Below are 19,377 nucleotides of genomic sequence, written 5' to 3'. Positions count from 1 at the left end.
TGTTCATTATGTGAGATGCATGTCCCACATATGGAGATCAAGGCACTAGCTTCGAGGGCATGGCGACGTACACCCACGGGCACCACGAGTCGGTCTTGCGCTCACACCGCTGGCGCACCGCAGAGAATTCGGCGGCGTACCTGCTGCCGCATCTTTCCTCCGGAATTTCCCTGCTGGACGTCGGATGCGGCCCCGGCACCATCACCGCTGACCTGGCGACACGCATCACACCCGGCCGTGTCACCGCGCTGGAGCAGACCGCCGCGGCGCTGAACCTGGCCCGGGCCGAGGTCGAGCGGCGCGGCCTGCCGAACGTGGACTTCGCGACCGGCGACGTGCACGCGCTCGACTTCCCGGACGACACATTCGATGTCGTCCACGCCCACCAGGTGCTCCAGCACGTGGCTGACCCGGTGGCCGCGCTGCGAGAGATGCGCCGGGTCACGAGGCCAGGCGGCGTGGTCGCCGCCCGGGACAGTGACTACGCGGCCTTCACCTGGTTCCCGCAGATCCCTGAGCTGGACGAGTGGCTGGCTCTGTACCAGCGGGTGGCCCGCGGCAACGGCGGCGAGCCGGACGCCGGGCGGCGGATGCTGGCCTGGGCCCGGGCCGCCGGTTTCACCGACATCACCGCGACCGCGAGCGTCTGGTGCTTCGCCGACGACGAGGACCGCGCGTGGTGGGGCGGACTCTGGGCAGACCGGATCCTGAAGTCGGACATGGCCGACACCGCGCTGCGCACCGGGGCGGCGGACGAGGCCGGCCTGCGGCGGATCTCGGACGGCTGGCGGCGGTGGGCCGACGACCAGGACGGCTGGCGTATCACCCGCCCCGGCGAGATCCCGGGCGGGCCTGGGGCGCGGGCCGGGGCGCTTCGCCGCGGCCCTTCCGACATCAACCCTTCGGGTGGTACGCCCAGTGCCACGGCTCCCGTGGCACGTCCTCCACGAAGCCGTAGTTCGTGGCGTTCTTGCGCATCCAGTCGAGAGCCTTGCTGTTCAGGTCCAGGTCGGTGGCCATGCCCCAGCCGTGCTCGCTGGTGCCCGGCTTGGCCGCGAGCCCGCCCTGGGAGTACAGCCCCTTGCGGCGGGCCAGGTCGACCTGCTCCGCGTAGGGCCGGTACGAGTCGGTGATGCCGATCGTGACCCCGTCCCGCTTGGCGTCCTCGATCATCCGGTTCAGGTTCTCGGCGGCCGGCGCCCACAGCTTGTGGCTGGTGTTGCCGACGCGGGCCAGGGCGTTCTCCGGGATCCGGCCGTTGCCGTACGCGGCCAGATCGACCGGAATTCCCTTGGCGTTGACCTCGTGCGAATGGGCCGCCGTCGTCGACGCGACCGCCTTTTGCAGGTGTGCGGCGAAATTGCTGCTACCGGCGCTGGGCGTGGCCGTACGCGCCGCGGTGGTCGTGGCCTGTTGTGTCTGCAACGCGATGATCCGGCTCTGGATGTCAGCGATGCGCGAGTTCACTCCCTCGATACCCACGCTTACTCGTTCGGCGCGCGCCCGGAAATCTGAGGCCCGGCCGGAGAAAATCCCTCCAGCCGTACGGTCGCCGCCAGATCGACCTCGGACGTCCGGTCGCCCCGGTTCGGCAGGATGTTGGTGACCAGCACGATGAGGCAGCCGATCGCCGCGTACAGGGACAGGATCAGCAGGTGTCTGCCGATCGGGGCGTCCGGGAAGTAGAGGTTGTCGCGTACCGCCTGGACGCCGGCGCCGGTGGGCAGGTTCTCGCCGAGGTGACGGCCGAAGGCCGGCAGGAACTCGGGCAGGATGCTGGCCCCGGAGATCACCGTGCCGACCGTGAAGTAGAAGGCGCCGACCAGCGCACCGGCCGGGCCGATCAGCGCGACCGCGCCGGCCGTCGAACCGGTCACCGCGAGCGAGATCAGCGAGAAGATCAGCAGCATTTCCACCTGGTCGGCGCCGACGCCGACGCCGAACCAGCTCATCGACCAGAGCACCGCGGCGGCCGAGCCGACCGCATAGACGATCAAGGTGGCCAGGTGGCCAGCGCCGCGCTTCCAGGATCTACGGGTACGCGGAATCAGGCGCCCCAGTCCCATCGACGCGATCGTCCCGCCCAGGGACAACGCCTGGGTGAGGAAGCCCAGTGACACGCCGTTGACGTCGTCCGCGGGAAGCGGCACCACGTCGGTCACCGGGGGCGCGGTGACCAGCGCCTCCGCCTGGGCGACCGGGATCTGCTCACCCAGCGTGGCCAGCCGGCTGGCCTTCTGCTGCTGCACGAGGCCGGTGTAGGTGGACCGCAGCAGCGTCGCGGCGGACGCACCGGCCGCCCCGGCCACGTAGAGCATCGGCTGGTCGCCGGTGAGATCCACGCCGCCGTAGACGTCCCGCTCCCGGATCGCCGTGATCAGCCGGTCGGCCGCGGTGTACTCCACCACCGCGAAGGCACCGTCCTCCTCCAGCATGGCGGTGACCTGCGTACGCTGCGCGTCCGCGGCGATCAGGCCGACCGGCAGGTGGTGCGGCGCGGCCTTGTGCCCCATGCCCAGGTAGTACGTGGTGAGCAGGAGCTGGACGAGCACACCGACGACGCAGACCGCGAGGGCGAAGCGGCGGAACTGCCGTACCGAACTGATCTGGTTCTCCTCGGCCACCAACCGAGCCTCGCCGAAGCGGCCGCGCCGTGCGGGTGATTCAGGCCAGATCAGCCGGATCCGTGTTGGCGCCGCAGAGCAGAACCGCCACCCGCTCCCCCGGCTCCGGCCGGTACGCGCCGCAGAGCAGGGCCGCCTGTGCCGCCGCGGTGCCGTGCTCGACGACGATCCGGTAGTCGTCCCAGAGTCGCCGGCGGGCGTCCAGGATCGCCTCGTCCGGCACCAGCACCGAGGTGATGTCGGCGTCGACGGCCAGTTCGTACGCGATCCGCCCGGCCCGCCGCGCGCCCAGCGAGTCGGCGGCCACCCCGGAGACCGGCACGTCCACCGGCTCACCCGCCGCCAGCGCCGCGTGCAGCGCGCACGACGTCACCGGCTCGACGGCGACGATCCGTACGTCGTTCCGCAGCGCCGCGATCATCCCCGCGATCAGACCGCCCCCGCCCACCGCGACCAGCACCGTGTCGAACCCGTCCGGCAGCTGTTCGCGCAGCTCCAGGCCGAGCGTGCCGTTGCCCGCGACCATCGCCGGGTCGTCGTACGCGTGGCAGAACAGGGCACCGGTCTCGTCAGCACGCACGACTGCGGCGGCGTACGCCTCGGCGTACTCCGATCCGGTCTGCACCACCCGCGCGCCCAGCTTGCCGAGCTTGGCCACCTTGACCGCCGGCGCGGTGACCGGCACGTAGACCTCGGCCGCAACGCCCAGTTCGCGGGCCGCGTAGGCGGCGGCCAGGCCGGCATTGCCGCCGGAGGCGGCCACGATGCCGGCCGCCGGCGGGTCGCCGGCCAGGACCTGATGGAACATGCCGCGAGTCTTGAAGGACCCGGCGTGCTGGGCGAACTCGAGCTTGAACCACCGGTCCGGCCCGGCAGCGAGCACCGGGGTACGCCGGACGCGGCCCTCGATACGGCGGGCGGCGGCCTGCACGTCAGATATGTCGATCATCGGTTCCGAGCCTAGGCGATGCTCCAGCTCACCCGGCTGGAAGGAACTGGTAACCGCTCACCCACCAGGCGGGCGAGATCGAGTAATCGGTTCGAGAAGCCCCACTCGTTGTCGAACCAGCCGCGCACCTTCACGCCGCCGTCCGCGGTGGTCTGCGTGCCGGACGGGTCGAAGAGGCAGGAGGCCGGATTGTTCTTCACGTCGATCGACACGGTCGGGTCCGGGTCGTACGCCAGAATGCCGCGCAGCGGCCCGGCGGCCGCCTCGGCCATCGCCCGGTTGACCTCCTCGACGCTCACCGGCCGGTCGGTCTGCCCGGAGAGCTCGGCGAGCGAGCCGATCGGGGTGGGCACGCAGTAGTAGCTGTACCGCATCTCGCCGATCTCCGGCAGCGCCACCCGCACCAGGTCACCGACCACGTAGTTGTGCGGAATGATGCTCTCCCCGGTGGCCCGGCCCAGCCGCGGATCGTCCCGCGACGTGCCGGCCATCGAGTCCTGCACCCGCTGCCAGCCCTGCGTCGCCAGCATCACCGAGGTGTTCACCGAGCGCAGGCCGAACCGGTCGAGCAGCACCTTCGCCATCACGGTGAGGGCGTTGACCCCGCAGGAGGCCGGGGATACCACGTCGTGCACCGCCGGCTCGTAGCTGTCATGGTTGGCCCCGAAGACCAGGAACGCGTCCGGGTCGTCGGCCGACGCGCTGATCACCACCTTGCGGGCGCCGCCGTGCGTGATGTGGGTACGCGCGGTGCTCCCGGCCCGGAACAGGCCGGTGGCCTCGATGACGACGTCCACCCCCTCCTCGGCCCACGGGATCCGCTCCGGCCGCTCGTGGTGGTACGCCCGGATGGCGTGGTCGTTCACGACGAGGTACTCACCTCGAGCGGTCACCGTGCCGGGGAACGAGCCACGGATGCTGTCGCGGCGCAGCCCGTACGCGAGCTTCTCGGTGGAGGCGATGTCGTTCACCGCCGCGATCTCCACGCCCGGATTTGGCGCGGAGGCCACGACCCGGGTCAAGCTTCGGCCGATCCGCCCGAGTCCGTTGATCCCGATCGCGATGGTCATCGAGCGCTCCTCGACTCCGGCTGGTTTGTCCGCATTCCCCCATGACCAGGTTGTGCCCTGTTTACACAGAGGCCTACCCCCCGTCACAACACCGACACTATGAGTGTGCAAGTTGCACGTCAACGGAGCACATTCTCACACCACTCCAGCGACGGACATCGAATCCGGGCGAGCACAGTGGAGCGTCCTCCGCCATGCTGTGGACGTGCCCATATTCGTCTCCCACGCTGCCCCGGATGAGCCCTGGGCACAATGGATCGCCCTCGAACTTCGCGCCGCCGGGCACGATGTACACCTCGAATCCGCCGGTTCCGACTTCGCGCAACGGATAGCGGTCGCGCTTTCCGGCACCGATCCGGTTCTGGTACTGCTCTCCGCCGTACATCGCGGCACCGATGACGACTGGCGCCACGTCGCCGGAACCCCGGCACCGCCCGGCCGGCTGATCACTCTCTGTCTCGACACCGCCGAGCCGCCCGGCCCGCTACGTGCACTGCCGTGCCGCAGCCTGCACAGCCTCGACGAAGAGGATGCCCTGGACCTGCTGATGAGTCTCGTCGGCGGACCGCGTCGTAACCCGAACGAGTGGACAACCGGCCGGTCAGGATTGGACCCGGCCTGACGGTGGTAAGCCGGGGCGTGCTTACCGAGCAGCTGTCCAAATACATCCTGCCGATGAGCCGGTTCGAGGGCGTCAGCCTCGCCGCCACGGACCCGTTGCGGGTGGCCGCCTTCTGGCGCGTCGTGCTTTCCGGCTCGCTACGCGGGCTCCGCCCGGGACACCTGCGCATCGATCCGGCGCCGGGCCGTCCCGTGGGACTTCATCGTCTTCGACACCGTGCCGTCGAGCGGCCCGTCACCCAACCGCATGCACTGGCACGTCCGCCTGCGCGACCAGGAACCCGGGGACCTGGTCGCGGCGGGGGCCGTGGTGCTGAGTACGCCCGGACCGGGTGAACAGCACTGGGTGCTCGCCGATCCGGAGGGCAACGAGTTCTGCGCCTACCCGCCGGCCGCGGACTTCTAGGCGATGACGGCCCGGTAGAGCAGGAGCAGGCCGATCGCCGTCCCGAAGGTCACGATGAGGTACTTCAGCACCCGGGCCGGTAGGCGGCGGGCGAGACGCGCGCCCGCGTACCCGCCGGCCAGGGTGGCCGGCGCGACGAGCGCAACCGCACCCCAGTCGACCTCCCCGAAGATCGCGAAGACCACCAGGGTGACCAGCCCGACCACGGCGGACAGCACGTTCTTCAAGGCGTTTATCCGCTTCAGCGGCTCGTCGAGGATCAGCGCGAGCGCCGCGACGTACATGACGCCGAGCGCCGCCCCGAAATACCCGCCGTAGACGGCACCCACGAAGACCACCAGTTGCAGCGTCACCGCCGCCCGGCGCGGCGACATCGCCCGGGGATGCCCCACCAGCCCGCGCAGCCGCTCCTGGAAGGCCAGCGTCGCGGTCGCGCCCAGCACCAGGAACGGGACCACCAACTCGAACGCCCGGGCCGGGGTGAGCAGCAACAGGGCACACCCCGCCGCGCAACCGGCCACGACGGCGGCCAGCGTCACCCGCACCCGCCGGCCCTGCCCGGCCAGATCGGCCCGGCTGCCGGCGACGCTGGAGACGTAACCCGGAAACACCGACACCGAATTGGTGACATTCGCTTCCACGGACGGCAGACCGACGGCGATCAGGCTGGGAAACGTGATCAGGGACCCGCCACCGGCGATCGCGTTCACCGCACCGGCGGCGACACCGGCCGCCACCAGCAACAGGGCGTGGGTGAGATCCATGGTGCGAGTGAATCTACGCCTCCGGGCAACACGTAAGATGGCGGCGCGACGGACGAGTCGGCTGGGCGGTCGCGTCGGTGCCCCTGGCATCGCCGAGGAACGTCCGGACTCCACAGAGCAGGGTGGTTGTTAACGGCAACCCGGGGCGACCCGCGGGACAGTGCCACAGAAAACAGACCGCCGGCGACGTACCTCGGTGCGGCGCCGGTAAGGGTGAAACGGTGAGGTAAGAGCTCACCAGCACCCCGGGTGACCGGGGTGGCTAGGTAAACCCCACCCGGAGCAAGGCCAAGCAAGGCCCCCGCCGCGAGGCGGTGGCCGGCGCAGGCGTTCGAGGGCTGCTCGCCCGAGCCTGCGGGTAGGCCGCACGAGCCTGCCGGCAACGGCAGGCCGAGATGGATGGCCGCCACCGGCGACCAAGGTCGCCGGAACAGAATCCGGCGTACAGGCTGACTCGTCCGTCGCCCTCTGTGCGCAGCCGGGCAGTCGTGCGTTTTACCGTGCCGAGATCAAACCGGTACTGCGAGCGGACCGACCTTTTCCGGATCGGCGGTTGGCCCTACCCGCCGAATTCCCCTCGCCTACGCTGTGGTTGAACCCATCGAACCATTTGTGAGCTCGGACAGATCCGCCCGCCTGAATCGACGGCCAAGAACCAAGCGAGCCGAGTATCAGTGAAGGGGAAAGAATCATGTATCGGCGCAGCAAGCCTCTCGTTGCCTTCGTCGGCAGCGTACTGGTCAGCATGATGTTTACCGCACCGTCCTCGGCCGCGGCGAAGCCGTTACCCACGGCGCCGCCGGCCACCGGCCGGGCAACTGAAGGCGATATCACGTGGGACTGGTCATACACAACGAACAACAACGCATCCGCACGCTGCCGGAAAAAGCAGTCGTACGTCAAGGCCGACTACTCCGGCGACTACCTGGTCTACCTCAAGATGTCCCATTCCTGGGTCTCAAATTACGAGTACTTCGAAGATTGGGGCACCTATTGGGATGATGCGCAAACGGTCTGGACGGCATCTTTACTCAGCCCCGACTATTCCCACCGCGAGGGCTACATAAACGTGAAAGGCCCATACGTCAATCAAACCAGAGGACCGGGCATGATCGGTTTTTCGGTCTACGACCGGGACACGAAAGAGCAGCTCGCTGTTTATTTCGGTGACATGAACATCCTCTGCGGCAAGGATTACCAGATCACCATCTCGGACGAATGACCGGTCGCCCTATTTGACCCGGCGGGTGGACCTGGCGACGAGCTTCTCGTACTCCGGATGCTTGTCGAGCCACCCGCTCAGGAACGGGCACATCGGCACGACGGTCCGCTCCTTGGTTCGCGCGTCGTCCATCACCGCGCGCGCCAGCAGGGAACCCAGTCCCTGCCCCTCGAACTCGGGGATGACCTTGGTGTGGGTGTAGACGACGATGTTGCCGGTCAGCTGGTAGGTGACCACGCCGGCGAGCGTCCCGGCCTCGTCGCGTGCCTCGAAGCGCTCGCGTTCGGGCACGTCAGTCACAGTGAACGTCACCCAGCTATCCAAGCAGACTCTCGACGGTCAGGTCGCACGGTGGGCACCGACCACAGCGCGCTCCTGATCGAAGAACTGGTCCAGCTCGTCCTTGGCCGCCCGTACCCGCGCCCGCTCGGCGGCCCTTGCGGCCCGTACCCGCGCCGCCTGCGCCCGGGCCGCGTCCTCCGCCTCCCTGGCCGCCTGCTTGGCCCGCCGGGTCTCTGCGGCCTTGGCCGCGCGGGCCCGGGCCACCTCGGGGTCGAGCTTGCGGCCGGGCCGCACCTCGGTGATCACCGAGACCTCACGTTCCTCGATGGCGGCGAAGTCGGGGCGGATCTTGGCAGCGACCCATTCGACGCCGGCGACCAGGCCGACCACGAGGGCGAAGATGGCGCGCAGGCCGAGCGGGCCGGGTGCGGCGAAGTTGACCGCCGCGGAGATGGTCACGACGACCACGAGGATCTTCATGGCGGCCCGTTTGGCGTCGACCGCCATGCCGGTGGTCTGGGTGATCGTGAGCATGGAGAGCATGGCCAGGTCGAAGACGGCCGGCACGATCCAGGCGAACATGCCGGCGCCGAGCGTGGCCAGGTAGTGCGCCTGATGCAGGTAGCTGGCGGTGAGCGCGCCGATGAGGATCAGGCCGTTGGCACGCTTGATGATCCGGATGGCACGCAGCATGCCGGGCACGGCGCCCTTGGCGTACTCGGTGGCGAACTGTTGCGTGAGGGTCGGCTGGGTGGGCAACGCAAGGTCCTCCGGGGGTGCGGCAGCGCGCCGCACCGGGAGCGACAAAGGCGACGCCAGAGACAAACGCTAGCGGAAGGGACGCGAGCATTGCTCCGATTCCGGATAAAGCCGCGGCCGAGGTCTGCTTCCGGTCACTCGCTTTCCGGCGTACGCGTAACCGCCCGTCCCGCCGAAGCCGACCCCGTCCCCGACCACCGCGCGAGCCGGCCGCCCCCGGACGGCCGCAGCGCGGCCGCCGGGAAACGGCGGCCGCGTTGCGCCGGGCCGATCAGGTCGACGAGACGTTCTCCACCGGGGTGTCCCGCTGGCGTTCGATCCGCGGGTCGCCCTCGTCGGCGAAGTAGTCGTCCGACGTCGTGCCGTCCACGCCCTCGGGCGTCTTCGCCGCCCGCAGGATGAACGTGGCGATCACCGCGATCAGTAGGTTCACCAGCACGGTCACGAAGCCGACGTAGATCGTCACCTGGGTGTCGAAGCCGAACTCCTTGAGCGGGAACGCCGAGCCGCCGAAGTGCGCCCGCCCGGTGGCGGCGTTCGGGATCTGCCAGAGCATCCAGAACCCGAGCGTCATACCGGCCACCCAGCCCGCGATCAGCGCACCCCGGTGCAGCCAGCGGGTGTAGAGGCCGATCACCACGGCCGGAGCCGTTTGCAGGATGATCACGCCGCCGATGAGCTGCAGGTCGATGGAGAACTGCGGGTCCAGGAAGACGATGCAGGCCACCGCACCGATCTTCACCACCAGCGAGGTGATCTTGGCGACGTTCGCCTCCTGCGCGTGGGTGGCGTCCTTGCGCAGGTACTCCTTGTAGATGTTGCGGGTGAACAGGTTCGCCGCGGCGATCGACATGATCGCGGCGGGCACCAGCGCGCCGATGCCGATCGCGGCGAACGCGACGCCGGCGAACCAGGACGGGAACTGCTGGTCGAACAGCAGCGGCACCACGGTGTTGCTGTCCACGCTGCCGGGCTTCGACCCCGGCAGGGGCTTCACCCCGGCCGAGATCGCCATGTAGCCGAGCAGCGCGATCAGGCCGAGCAGCAGGCTGTACGCGGGCAGCGCCGACATGTTCCGCTTGATCACTTCGCGGTTCCGGCTGGCCAGTACACCGGTGATGCTGTGCGGGTAGAGGAACAGCGCGAGCGCCGAGCCGAGCGCCAGGGTGAAGTACTGGACCTGGTTGTTGGCGTTCAGCAGGATGCCGTCGTTCGGGTTCGGTGACGCCTGGAACTTCGCGTCGGCGGCGTCGAAGATCGCACCCCATCCGCCCAGCTTGTAGGGCAGGTAGAGCACCGCCACCAGGATCACGATGTAGATCAGCGTGTCCTTCACGAACGCGATGAGCGCCGGCGCCCGCAGCCCGGACTGGTACGTGTACGCGGCCAGGATGGCGAACGCGATGATGATCGGCAGATGCCGGGCGAGCGCGCTCTCCCCGGTCACGCCCATCGTCTTGAGCACCGCCTCGATGCCGATCAGCTGGAGCGCGATGTACGGCATGGTCGCCACGATCCCGGTGATCGCGACGATCAGCGCGAGCGTCGGCGACTCGAAGCGGGTCCGCACGAAGTCGGCCGGCGTGACGAAGCCGTGCCGGTGCGACACCGACCAGAGCCGGATCAGGATCAGGAAGAAGAGCGGGTAGATGACCACGGTGTAGGGCACCGCGAAGAACCCGGCCGCCCCGGCCCCGAAGATCAGCGCCGGCACCGCGACGAAGGTGTACGCCGTGTACAGGTCACCGCCCACCAGGAACCAGGTGATCCAGCCGCCGAAGCTGCGCCCGCCCAGCCCCCACTCGTCGAGGTGGGCCATGTCCTTCGGCGCCCGCCATCGGGATGCCACGAACCCCATCCCGCTGACCAGCAGGAACAGGAACGTGAAGACGACGATCTCGGTGATGTGGTCGCTCATCGCCGGCTCCGCTTGGTCATCTGGTAGACGACGGTGGTGGTGCCGACGCCGAGCAGGATGAAGGCGAACTGGAGCCAGTAGAAGACCGGGAACCCGGCCAGCCGCGGCTCGTCGTGGTTGTAGAGGAAGGTCAGCAGCGGCACCACGATCGGAATCAGGAGCAGCCAGTTCCAGGGACTTCTATCGCTACGCGGCGGACGATCCGGCTCGGCCATGGGACTCCTTCGTCAGCAGTGCGTGTGGTTCACGTCACGCTAACGAGCGTTCGGATGATCGGGCGATCCCCCATGCGCCGAACGGGTCCGGTCATGCGCCGAACGGGTCCGCGCGTCCATCCAGGTGGTATCCGAGTGGATGGACGCGCGGATTCCGAGCTACTGCAGGCCGGCGGCGATCGCCTTGGTCAGCGACGCCTTCTCGTCGTCACCGTCGAGCGACCACATCATCGCTCCGCCGAGTCCCTTGACCCGGATGTAGAGCGACTTCTGCAACAGGACGGCCGGGTCGTCGTACGTCCAGAAGGTCGTGCCGTCGAACAGCCAGGCGTGCCCGTTGCGCAGATCCCGGTGCACGGTGTAGCCCTGCGCCGGCAGCTGCTTGAGCCGCTTGTAGTCCTCGGTGCCGGCGGCGAAGGCGCCCGGCGCCGGGCCGGCGGCCGGCTGGAACAGTCCGTTACCGGTGCCGGTGACCCCGGTCCAGCCCTGCCCGTAGTACGGCACACCGAGGATCAGCTTGCGCTTCGGCGCTCCGCCGGCGACCCACGCGTTGATCGTGTTCTCCACCGAGAAGTCCGGGTTGTCCGGCGCGCCGGCCGGGACCCGCAGCGCCGACTGCTGGTTGGTCACCGGCTCCCAGGTGCCGTGGAAGTCGTAGCCCTGCACGGTCGCGAAGTCCAGGTACTTGAAGATCTTGCTGACCTCGAACCCGGCGTCGATCTTCGCGGGCGCGGCCGGGACGAACGCGGTGAGCTCGTACTTCGTCCGGTTCGCCCGGGCGAGCTTGTCGAGCTGGGCGCGGAACTCGGCGAGCAGCAGCGTGAAGTTCTGCTTGTCCTCGGGCCGGATGACGTTGCCGGTGTTGCCGGACGAGCCGGGCCACTCCCAGTCCAGGTCGATGCCGTCGAAGATGCCGGCCGCGGTGCCCGCGGGCAGGCCCGGCAGGTTGCCCTTGATCCACAGGTCGATGCAGGACGAGACCAGCTTCTTGCGCGACGCGTCGGTCAGCACCGCGTCCGAGAAGTACGCCGACCCGGTCCAGCCGCCCAGCGAGATCAGCGCCTTGAGCTTGGGGTTCTTCTTCTTCAGCTCGGCCAGCTGGTTGAGGTTGCCGGCGATCGGCTGCCCGGCCACGTCGGCGACGCCGTCCACGCTGTTCTCCGCGGAGAACGACGTCTGCCAGTCCGCCCACGGGTCGGCCGAGTCGCAGACCCCGGCCGCGGTGACCGGCCCGAACGCGTAGTTGATGTGGGTCAGCTTGGCCGCCGCACCGGACTGCTGCACGTCGGCGAGCTGGAAGTCCCGGCCGTAGATGCCCCACTGGGTGAAGTAGGCGACCTTGAGATATGAGTCGTTCCCATGTGCCTGTGCGGGAGTCGGTGCGGCCGCTACGACGGCCGCGGCGGCGGCTGCCACGGCGACCAGGCGGCGGGTGAAACCGCGCATGAGCCCTCCAGGGCGAAACGTTGAAGAAAGTTTCCTAATCGAGGAAGCTAAACGTCTCGCCCCACAGGGGTCAATATTCAATTACCGGAGATGCGCGGTCTCGTTGACCGACCGCACCGCGATGTTGCCGTCCGGCCAGACGTCCAGGGTGGAGACGCCGGCGGCGTCCAGGAAGAGCCGGTGCAGGAACGCGTCGCCTGCGGCGAGCGCGTCGCGCAGGATCAGCTTGATCGGCGAGACGTGCGAGACCAGCACGACGGTCTTTCCGGGGTACGCGGACAGCACGGTCGCCAAGGCACCGCGGATCCGCTTCGCCACCGCCTGGAAGGACTCCCCGCCCGGCGGCGCGACACTCGTCGACTCCAGCCACGCCGCCATCTCGTCCGGCCAGCGTTCCTGCACCTCGGCGAAGGTGCGGGCCTCCCACGCGCCGAAGTCGCACTCGATCAGGTCGTCCATCACCGTGACCGGCACGCCACCGACCTCCGCGGCGATCAGCTCCGCGGTACGCGTACACCGGGAAAGGGGTGAGCTGAGCACCGCCGCGACGTCGCGGCTGATGCCGGCCACCCGCCCGGCCGCGGCCATCGCCTGTGCCTCGCCCTCGTCGGTGAGCGGCACGTCGCCGCGCCCGGAGTAGCGGCCCTGCGAAGTGAGCGAGGTCGAGCCGTGCCGGACCAGGATGATCCGGGTCGCGTTCTCCAGCGACGGCGGCGCCCACGACCTCGGCTTCTCCGCGGCCACGGCCGGGAGCGCGGGCTCGGCGGCCACATCCGGGACGCGCTTGCCGGCCGCCTCGTCCATCGCCCGGTTGGCCAGCGCGTCCGCGGCCCGGTTCTGCTCGCGGGGGATCCAGTCGAAGGTGACCTCGGCGAACTTGCCGACCAGCCCGGCCGCCTCCGCGGCGAGCGGCCGCAGACCCGCGTTCTTGATCTGCCAGCGGCCGGACATCTGCTCGATGACCAGCTTCGAGTCCATCCGGACGTCGACCCGGCCGGCGTTCAGCTCGGCGGCGGCCTGAAGACCCGCGATCAGCCCCGAATACTCGGCCACGTTGTTCGTGGTGACGCCGAGCGCGGCGTACCGCTCCAGCAGAACCTCGCCGGTGGCCGCCTCGCGGACCACCGCGCCGTAACCGGCGGGACCGGGATTACCCCGCGACCCACCGTCCGCCTCGACGACGACGCGCAGGGCACTCACAGGCCGGACTCCGAGGTACGGACCATGATCCGGCGGCACTCCTCGCAGCGGACCACGTCATCGGCCGGGGCCGCCTTGACCCGGGCCAGGTCGGCGCCGTAGAGCTCGATCCGGCAGGCGCCGCAGCGGCCCGCGTACACCAGCGCCGCGCCCATGCCGGTCTCGGTGCGGATCTTCTCGTAGAGGGTGACCAGATCGGCCGGCAGGTCCGCGGCGAGCGGCACCCGGGCGCCGGTCTTGAACTCCTGCTCCTTGGTGAGCTCGCCGAGGGTCTCGTCGCGCCGCCGTTCCGCCTCGGTACGCCGCCCGGTCGCCGCCGACAGCCGCTCCTGCACGTCGGCGAGCGCGGCCGCCGCGGTCTCCCGCTGCTCCATCAGCTCGAGCTCAGCGTCCTCCAGCTCGGACTGCCTCCGGTTCAGCGTGGCCAGCTCGTGCTCGAGCCCCTCGATCTCCTTCAGCGCGCCACCGGAGTTCAGCCGCTGCTGGTCCCGCTCCTTGCGGATCCGCACCTGCTCGATGTCCTTCTCGTACCTGGAGATGTCCCGGTCCAGGTCGTCGACCGCGACCTGGGCACGGACCCGCTCGTCCTCCAACGCGGAGATCTCCCGCGCCACGGCGTCGATCTCGGCCAGCTCGGGCAGCGTCTTTCGCCGGTGCGTGAGCTGGGCCAGGGCGGTGTCGATGGCCTGCAGATCGAGCAGGCGGCGCTGGGCTTCCGGGGCGGCCTTCACGGGTGGGTCTCCTTCACGAAAGCGGAATGGACGGTCCAGGGATCGGTATCCAGGTCGGACACCACCACGTCGAGCGGGAACTCCGCGCGCAGCCAGGCCGCCACGTCGTCCAGCCAGGGACGCTCGCTCGCCCAGTGTGCGACGTCGAGGAGTGCCGGGCCACCACCCGCGAGATGCTCGCTGACCGGGTGGTGCCGAAGATCAGCGCAAAGGTACGCGTCGACACCGGCCCGCGTCGCGTCGGCCAGGAACGAGTCGCCCGCGCCACCACAGACGGCGACCGTACGGATCTCCCGCTCCGGGTCGCCGGCGGCCCGTACCCCGGCGGCCGTCCACGGCAGGCTGTCCGCGCAGCGTTGCGTCAGCGTCGCGAGCGTGAGCGGCTCGGCCAGCTCGCCGATCCGGCCCAGCCCGCGCCCCTCGCCGGCCGCGGCGCCCTCGGCGGGCACCAGCGGGCGCAGGCCGGTCAGGCCCAGCCGGGCGGCGAGCGCGTCGGAGACGCCGGGATTCGCCACGTCGGCGTTGGTGTGCGCGGTGTAGAGCGCCACGCCCGCCCGGATCAGCCGGTGCACGATCCGGCCCTTGAAGGTGTCCGGGGCGATCGACGACACCGGCTTCAGCAGCAGCGGGTGGTGCGCGATGATCAGGTCCGCGCCGAGCGTCAGGGCCTCGTCGACGGTCTCCGGGACGCAGTCGACGACGCAGAGGACGCGAGCGACCGGATGGTCGAACTCGCCGAGCACCAGCCCGACCTTGTCCCAGGACTCCGCCCAGCTCCGCGGATAGCGCGCGTCCAGGGCGGTCACCACGTCAAGGACGGTGCAGTCGGTCACGACTGTGCCTCTTTTGTCGTGCCCTTCTGGCCCTCGCCTGCGAGGCCGCAGTCAGGTGCGGCTGGTTGCCGCTCGGTGCAGTCGGTCACGACGGCCAACTCTATATGCCTAGGGAATCGCTCCCGGCTCGACTCGGCTACCCGCCGCCGCTGCGGCGGTCGGACTGACCGCCTGCAGCGCTCGGCGCCACGGGAACTGGCCGCGGAAACGGTCGGTCTGCCCGGGCCCGCCGAGCCGGCAGACGTCCTCGCCGTAGAGCACGTGCACACCCCAGTCCCGCAGCTTGGCGAGACTCTCGTGCAGCGCGGGGTGCAGCGCCATCACCTTGTTCGTGTACGGGACCACGGCGGTCGGCACGCCGTAGCCGTACCCCTCGACGAGCAGGCCGAGCACCAGCGTGTCGGTGATCCCGGCGGCCCACTTGTTGACCGTGTTGACGGTGGCCGGGGCGACGATCATCGCGTCGGCCGGCGGCAGCGCGTCGGGGTCGCCGGGGCTCTTGTAAGTGGAACGTACCGGATGTCCGGTCTGTGCCTGCAAGGCCGCCACGTCCACGAACTTGCGGCCGTCCGGGGTGGTCACCACGCACACGTCCCAGCCGTCGTTCTGGGCGAGGGTGACGAGGACTCCGACGTCCCGGGCCATCGGTGAGCCGCACACGAGCACGTACAGCACACCGGGTGAGGGGTTACCGGTCATCAGCCGCGGACCCCCCACCCGCCACCCATGACCGGACTACAGGCCCCCGTCATACGCCGACTCCCATCTGTTCGGCCAGCTCCGCGATCGGAGCCGGTGGCGCGCCCCGGGTACGCCGGAGCACGTCGGAAAGGACTTCGTGGGCGAGCGGCCGGCAGCGGATCTCGGACGGAGCGAGCCGGTCGCCCTCGAGCAGCATCTCCCCGGCCTTCTCCACGTCACCGATCTGCGTGTAACCACGGGCGATGTCCAGGTAGTGGTGCGCGCGCCGCTCCGGGAGCATGGCGTTGAAGCCGTCCTTGTTCATGCGCTCGTGCGCTTCCACCGCCAGGCGCCCGTCGCCGAGTTCCACCGCGGTGGCGCAGCGGTGCAGTTCCACGTTCGTCGGCCCGAAACTGGTCCAGTAGTGGTTGAAGTCGCCGCCCAGCTCCTGCGACGCCTGCTGAGCCCCGCTGAGCAGGTCCCGTACGGTCGCGCTGTCCCCGATCCGCGCGGCCGCCATGGCGCCGTTGAGCAGCAGCATCCCGTACACCGAAAGCTGATCCGGGCGGGACCGCTCCGGGCCCGGCGCCAGCCGGTTGGCTATGTTGACGTTCACCTCGAGCGACGGGCGGACCCGTCCCAGGGCGAGCAGCGCGCTGCCCACCCGATAGCTGGCCAAACCGGCCAGCAACTGGTCCCCGGCCCGCTGCGAGACCGCGATCGATCGGTCCGCTGCCAGCCAGGACAGCTCGTGCTCGCCGACCTTGCGCAGCGCCGACGAGGCGATCTGGTAGACCTGCCCGAGCAGGTGCGCGGCGTGCGGCGCCTCGTTGCTGTTCGCGTGGGCGCTGTCCGCGGCCTGGGCGTCGCGCAGCAGTTTCGGCAGCGCGCGGGCCAGGACGCCGTACTTGGCGTGCTGATAGGTCAGCCAGGCATGACTGACCGCTTTGCGCATCTCAGTGAGCGGCGGCGAATGTGGCACCGCTTGGAAGAACGCGCTCATCTGGTCATAACGCTCCAGAGCCGCCCGAATCTCCTCGACCTCGACCTGGTCGATGCAGTTCTGCGTCTCCGGCTTGCGCTCCACCTCTTTGCCCAGCAACAGCTGGACATCGACCTGGAGCACGTCCGCGATGTCGTACACGACTGAGAACTTGTCGAGCCGGCGGACTCCCCGTTCCACCTTGTCGACCCAGCTCTTCGATTTGCCCAGCCGGTCCGCGAACACCTGCTGGGACATTTTTCGACGGCCTCGCCAATAGGCGACGCGGCGGCCGATCGGCAGCTCGTCCACGGTGCCTCCCCCACTCAACCGGCGGCCCCTCCGCCGGTGAGCCATCCGGTGTCACTCGCAGTGTGGACCGCTCACGTGCGCGCAGATCGCACAGCGTGTGTGATCGCCTGCTCACCGATGCTCGTAGTTTTTCTTGCAAGTTGCAAAGGGTGGATCTGACCGAGCCAACGACGAACGTCGCACCGGGATACGGCCTTCCACCCGCCTCCGGGGGTATCGAGCTATGCAGTGGACCACCAGTCAGCCGTTCGTCCCACCGTCGCTTCTCGACCAGCTCGACCGGGTACGCCTGCGCCGAGCCGCCCTGCGATACGCCCAGCACGGCTGGGCGGTGACGCCGGGCTCCTACCTGACGGGTCACCGGTTCCACTGCGGCCGTCCGGGGTGTCCGATCACCGGTTGCCATCCGGCGCTCGACTCCTGGGCGGAGTCGGCCACCGGCGACCCGGACCGGATCACCGGCTGGTGGCGGCGGCGCCCGCACTCGGTCCTGCTCACCACCGGGGTGAGCTTCGACGTCCTGGAGGTACCCCGGCCGCTGGCCCGGCGCGCCGCCGGACTGGGACCGGCCGCGGTCACCGCCACCGGACGCTGGATGCTCCTGGTCCGCCCCGGCTGCCCGCTCCGCCCCGAACTGGACCAGCGCCTCGACGTGATCCGCCACGGCGTCGGCTCCTGGATCCCGGCACCGCCCAGCCGGATGGTCGAGGGCCCGGTGCGCTGGGGCGTCTCGCCGGCACAGGTGGAATGGCGGCTGCCGGCCGCCGAGCTGGTGCAGGAACGGCTCGTAGCGGCCCTCGGCCCGGTTCGGGAACCCGGCCGGCCGATCGTTCCCCGGCAGCTGTCCACCGCGCGCAGAGCGGCTTGACCGCCACACCGGGTGGGCGGTCCGTGACCGGATCTGAACACGAGCGCACATGTCGCTTGCCAACGTATCCACATCGGCGACCTGCGGCGAGTCACCCGAAAAGGTGACCGTCGTGAATGAACTAGGCCGCGAGGTCCCGGTAGGCGGCGATCACGGCCTCGGTACGGTCGGCCAGGTCCGGTCCGCTCTCGGCCACCGCCGGGGCACCAGTGACCCGGGCCAGCGTGCGTTCGGCGTACCGAGCGGTGGCCGCCACCTGGCGCTCGCGGATGAAGCTCTCACCCGCCCGGGCCGCGACGTCGATGCTGCGCAGGATGCGGCTCGCGGCCGCCTCCGTCTCACGCCACAGCTGGTCGGCCCGCTCCGCCTGGGAACCGGCGGCCGATCGGGCCGGGCTGTCCGCCGGGATGTCCGCGTCCCGGACCGCCGCCAGCTCGGCACGCACCCGGCGCAACTCCTGCCGCCGGACCAGCACCTCGGCGAGCTCGTCCAGGGCCCGGGTCAGGGACCGGTCGGCCAGGACCGGGTCGATCATGTCGGCCAGCGCCGGCCAGGTCGCGCGGACCCGGTGCGAGGCCGCCACGGCGCCTTCGAACGCGGTCCGCTCGGACGCCGCCCAGAGCACCCGGGACTCCGGGTCACGCGGCACCGCCAGGGCCGCCCGCTGCGCCGCGCGCGCTTGCCGACGCCAGACGAGGGTGATCAGGGTCGCGCTTCCGGCGGCGGCCAGCCACCAGCTCGCGCCGAACGCGCTGAGCAGCGCGGAAAGCAAGATCAGAGGGATGGCGAGGCGTGCGGCGTAGGTCACGCGCTCCTCGCGGCGGCGCCCCGAGGGCGGCCGCGGCACGGCTTCGACAAGCGTTCCGGTCCGGGTCCGGCGCAGCCGTCCGCTGCGCGCTTTGAGGGGGTACGCGGAAACGACGACCTTCTCGGTGTCGGAGCCGATGTGCAGTTCCGTGCCCACGCCGGCCTCCGTCGTATCGCCCGTTTCTCCGGGCGGGCCCCGGCCGCCGAGGGGACACCGGCCCGGACCCGCCCACCTGCGGGCGTTCCCCGCAGGTGCCATAGGGATCGGTGGCGGAGCGGCCGACTTGAGCCGCCGTTCGTTGCACCCCGGTAGCCGTCTACTCGAACATCCGGAGCACGAACCGCTCGGTCCAGTGCTTCCCCTGGTCCAGGGCCTCGATCTTCTCCAGCAGCTCGACGAACTCGCCGAACCGCGCGTTGCCCAGCACCATCCGCAACACCGAGCCGTTGATGCAGGTGAGCTGCACCGGACGGGGATCACCGGCGGCCAGCCGATCGCGCAGCGAAGTCAGATCCAGCCGATGCCGCGGCCCGTATCCGAAGGCCCCCGCCAGTCGCCGGTGCAGATCCGTCTCATCCAGCACAAAACGCCCGTCGATGACCACCCTCACCCCGGCGTCAACGAGCGGGCCAGGCGCCGGCACCGCGGCCCCCGGCCGAAGTCCCCCGATGGAGATCCGGCGGCTA

The 19,377-nt window shown here is 69.9% G+C and carries 21 protein-coding genes, 1 other RNA gene and 1 pseudogene; 6 read left to right on the top strand and 17 right to left on the bottom strand.

Going from position 1 to position 19,377, the window contains the following annotated elements:
* Nucleotides 1-59 precede the first annotated feature (59 nt).
* Nucleotides 60-842, top strand: a pseudogene (locus I4J89_RS30380) (class I SAM-dependent methyltransferase); the annotation flags it as partial.
* A gap of 52 nt (nt 843-894) precedes the next feature.
* Here the strand turns inward: I4J89_RS30380 and I4J89_RS30375 are convergent.
* From I4J89_RS30375 to I4J89_RS30360, 4 genes are read right to left on the bottom strand one after another with little or no spacing between them, the layout of a single operon-like run.
* A complete protein-coding gene (locus I4J89_RS30375) occupies nt 895-1,482 on the bottom strand; it encodes a M15 family metallopeptidase (protein ID WP_196417534.1) in 588 nt (195 codons plus the stop codon).
* 2 nt (nt 1,483-1,484) lie between these two features.
* Nucleotides 1,485-2,624 (bottom strand): ABC transporter permease, encoded by a 1,140-nt coding sequence (locus tag I4J89_RS30370; protein ID WP_196417533.1) that lies wholly within the window; start codon nt 2,622-2,624, stop codon nt 1,485-1,487.
* A 40-nt stretch (nt 2,625-2,664) separates the two neighbouring features.
* The gene (locus tag I4J89_RS30365; RefSeq protein ID WP_196417532.1) at nt 2,665-3,573 is read right to left on the bottom strand and encodes a threonine/serine dehydratase; all 909 of its coding nucleotides are present in this window, start codon (nt 3,571-3,573) and stop codon (nt 2,665-2,667) included.
* Nucleotides 3,574-3,584: 11 nt separating this feature from the next.
* Entirely contained in the window at nt 3,585-4,643 is a 1,059-nt protein-coding gene (locus I4J89_RS30360; protein WP_196417531.1) for a type I glyceraldehyde-3-phosphate dehydrogenase, read from the bottom strand.
* A 205-nt stretch (nt 4,644-4,848) separates the two neighbouring features.
* On the opposite strand from I4J89_RS30360, the gene I4J89_RS30355 reads away from it, so the two are divergent.
* Together I4J89_RS30355 and I4J89_RS30350 are read left to right on the top strand one after the other, a co-directional pair.
* Nucleotides 4,849-5,265, top strand: coding sequence for a toll/interleukin-1 receptor domain-containing protein (locus I4J89_RS30355; protein WP_196417530.1), 417 nt, complete (start codon nt 4,849-4,851; stop codon nt 5,263-5,265).
* 171 nt (nt 5,266-5,436) lie between these two features.
* On the top strand, nt 5,437-5,670 hold the full coding sequence (locus I4J89_RS30350; RefSeq protein WP_309238534.1) for a VOC family protein: 234 nt from the start codon (nt 5,437-5,439) through the stop codon (nt 5,668-5,670).
* On the opposite strand, the gene I4J89_RS30345 is transcribed toward I4J89_RS30350, so the two are convergent.
* Nucleotides 5,667-6,434 carry a sulfite exporter TauE/SafE family protein gene (locus tag I4J89_RS30345; protein WP_196417528.1) on the bottom strand — a complete coding sequence of 256 codons (768 nt, stop codon included), beginning with the start codon at nt 6,432-6,434 and terminating at the stop codon, nt 5,667-5,669. The two genes, I4J89_RS30350 and I4J89_RS30345, sit on opposite strands and share 4 nt — an antisense overlap.
* A 53-nt stretch (nt 6,435-6,487) precedes the next feature.
* On the opposite strand from I4J89_RS30345, the gene rnpB reads away from it, so the two are divergent.
* Both rnpB and I4J89_RS30335 read left to right on the top strand, forming a co-directional pair.
* Nucleotides 6,488-6,895, top strand: an RNA gene (gene rnpB / locus I4J89_RS30340) — RNase P RNA component class A.
* A 230-nt stretch (nt 6,896-7,125) separates the two neighbouring features.
* Nucleotides 7,126-7,656 carry a hypothetical protein gene (locus I4J89_RS30335; protein WP_196417527.1) on the top strand — a complete coding sequence of 177 codons (531 nt, stop codon included), beginning with the start codon at nt 7,126-7,128 and terminating at the stop codon, nt 7,654-7,656.
* Nucleotides 7,657-7,665: 9 nt separating this feature from the next.
* On the opposite strand, the gene I4J89_RS30330 is transcribed toward I4J89_RS30335, so the two are convergent.
* The 10 genes from I4J89_RS30330 to I4J89_RS30285 all read right to left on the bottom strand — a co-directional run bounded on the left by I4J89_RS30330 (nt 7,666) and on the right by I4J89_RS30285 (nt 17,015).
* Nucleotides 7,666-7,968 (bottom strand): GNAT family N-acetyltransferase, encoded by a 303-nt coding sequence (locus I4J89_RS30330; RefSeq protein WP_196417526.1) that lies wholly within the window; start codon nt 7,966-7,968, stop codon nt 7,666-7,668.
* Nucleotides 7,969-7,995: 27 nt separating this feature from the next.
* A complete protein-coding gene (locus I4J89_RS30325) occupies nt 7,996-8,697 on the bottom strand; it encodes a hypothetical protein (RefSeq protein WP_230859827.1) in 702 nt (233 codons plus the stop codon).
* A 271-nt stretch (nt 8,698-8,968) separates the two neighbouring features.
* Nucleotides 8,969-10,615: a monocarboxylate uptake permease MctP gene (gene mctP / locus I4J89_RS30320; protein WP_196417525.1), complete on the bottom strand. Its 1,647-nt coding sequence runs from the start codon at nt 10,613-10,615 to the stop codon at nt 8,969-8,971.
* Nucleotides 10,612-10,830, bottom strand: a complete 219-nt coding sequence (locus tag I4J89_RS30315; RefSeq protein ID WP_196417524.1) for a DUF3311 domain-containing protein — start codon at nt 10,828-10,830, stop codon at nt 10,612-10,614. The genes mctP and I4J89_RS30315 overlap by 4 nt, the downstream gene beginning before the upstream one ends.
* Before the next feature lie 159 nt (nt 10,831-10,989).
* Nucleotides 10,990-12,276, bottom strand: coding sequence for a glycoside hydrolase family 18 protein (locus tag I4J89_RS30310; protein ID WP_196417523.1), 1,287 nt, complete (start codon nt 12,274-12,276; stop codon nt 10,990-10,992).
* A gap of 81 nt (nt 12,277-12,357) precedes the next feature.
* Complete coding sequence (locus I4J89_RS30305; protein WP_196417522.1) at nt 12,358-13,476, bottom strand: bifunctional RNase H/acid phosphatase; 1,119 nt, start codon at nt 13,474-13,476, stop codon at nt 12,358-12,360.
* Entirely contained in the window at nt 13,473-14,207 is a 735-nt protein-coding gene (locus I4J89_RS30300; RefSeq protein ID WP_196417521.1) for a zinc ribbon domain-containing protein, read from the bottom strand. The genes I4J89_RS30305 and I4J89_RS30300 overlap by 4 nt, the downstream gene beginning before the upstream one ends.
* Complete coding sequence (locus tag I4J89_RS30295) at nt 14,204-15,040, bottom strand: Nif3-like dinuclear metal center hexameric protein (protein WP_309238531.1); 837 nt, start codon at nt 15,038-15,040, stop codon at nt 14,204-14,206. The genes I4J89_RS30300 and I4J89_RS30295 overlap by 4 nt, the downstream gene beginning before the upstream one ends.
* A gap of 108 nt (nt 15,041-15,148) precedes the next feature.
* Nucleotides 15,149-15,739, bottom strand: a complete 591-nt coding sequence (locus tag I4J89_RS30290; protein ID WP_196417520.1) for a flavoprotein — start codon at nt 15,737-15,739, stop codon at nt 15,149-15,151.
* 49 nt (nt 15,740-15,788) lie between these two features.
* On the bottom strand, nt 15,789-17,015 hold the full coding sequence (locus tag I4J89_RS30285) for a helix-turn-helix domain-containing protein (protein WP_196417519.1): 1,227 nt from the start codon (nt 17,013-17,015) through the stop codon (nt 15,789-15,791).
* A 223-nt stretch (nt 17,016-17,238) separates the two neighbouring features.
* Between I4J89_RS30285 and I4J89_RS30280 the strand changes: the two genes are divergently transcribed.
* Nucleotides 17,239-17,883, top strand: a complete 645-nt coding sequence (locus tag I4J89_RS30280; RefSeq protein ID WP_196417518.1) for a bifunctional DNA primase/polymerase — start codon at nt 17,239-17,241, stop codon at nt 17,881-17,883.
* 121 nt (nt 17,884-18,004) lie between these two features.
* Here I4J89_RS30280 and I4J89_RS30275 read toward each other — a convergent pair whose 3' ends face one another.
* Both I4J89_RS30275 and I4J89_RS30270 read right to left on the bottom strand, forming a co-directional pair.
* Nucleotides 18,005-18,847, bottom strand: coding sequence for a hypothetical protein (locus I4J89_RS30275; protein ID WP_196417517.1), 843 nt, complete (start codon nt 18,845-18,847; stop codon nt 18,005-18,007).
* A 160-nt stretch (nt 18,848-19,007) separates the two neighbouring features.
* A complete protein-coding gene (locus tag I4J89_RS30270; protein WP_196417516.1) occupies nt 19,008-19,274 on the bottom strand; it encodes a hypothetical protein in 267 nt (88 codons plus the stop codon).
* Nucleotides 19,275-19,377 lie beyond the last annotated feature (103 nt).

Origin of the sequence: Actinoplanes aureus, from assembly GCF_015704865.1 — a bacterium.
Lineage (GTDB): Bacteria > Actinomycetota > Actinomycetes > Mycobacteriales > Micromonosporaceae > Actinoplanes > Actinoplanes aureus.
Note: the sequence above shows the minus strand (reverse complement) of the source record. Positions and strands in the feature narration are given on the sequence as shown.